Here is a 556-nt window from a genome sequence, read left to right as displayed (position 1 = left end):
ACTGATAATAACTGATCTCCTAAAAGAGTTAGGTTTTCCGGCATTTTTGTTATCTTTATATCGCCAAACACAAAGAATCAAGGAATGCCCGATAAACCTAACGGTAACAAAGTTACGATAAAAAGCTCATTAAACAATGGCTTGTGTTCAACCCTATTCCATAAAGACAATAGTTTTTCTTTTATTTACGAATCATCCGACCTTTCCATTGAAGATGTAGGGTATGAAGGTAATACGATAGTTCTATATGCCAAAGGTTCAAAGCGGAGTGCGGTATGCCCTTATTGTGGGGGTGAAAGTCATCACGTTCATAGTCGATACACTAGAACAATAAATGATTTGTCCATACTTGGCAAGAAGGTTGTTTTGATCTTGGAATCGCGCAAGTTCTTCTGCAAAAATGCAGATTGCCCCCCAAAGACATTTGCCGAACAACCCGGCAATGAAGTCTTCCGCTACCGCAGGCGTACACGCCGATTAGAGTTAACTGTCATTCGTAATGGTCTTATGATGTCTTCCCGAACCATCAGTAAACTACTTTCGTATTGTGGCGTAG

1 protein-coding gene is annotated in these 556 nt (G+C 40.3%); it reads left to right on the top strand.

The window, feature by feature from the left end:
* Positions 1–84: 84 nt before the first annotated feature.
* Positions 85–556 (top strand): transposase family protein (locus ACESQI_RS24160; RefSeq protein WP_373127385.1); only part of this gene is annotated, 472 nt, incomplete at its 3' end.

This window comes from Bacteroides sp. HPS0048, from assembly GCF_964240755.1.
GTDB classification, from domain to species: Bacteria; Bacteroidota; Bacteroidia; order Bacteroidales; family Bacteroidaceae; genus Bacteroides; species Bacteroides nordii.
This window is presented reverse-complemented; position numbering and strand designations above follow the sequence as displayed.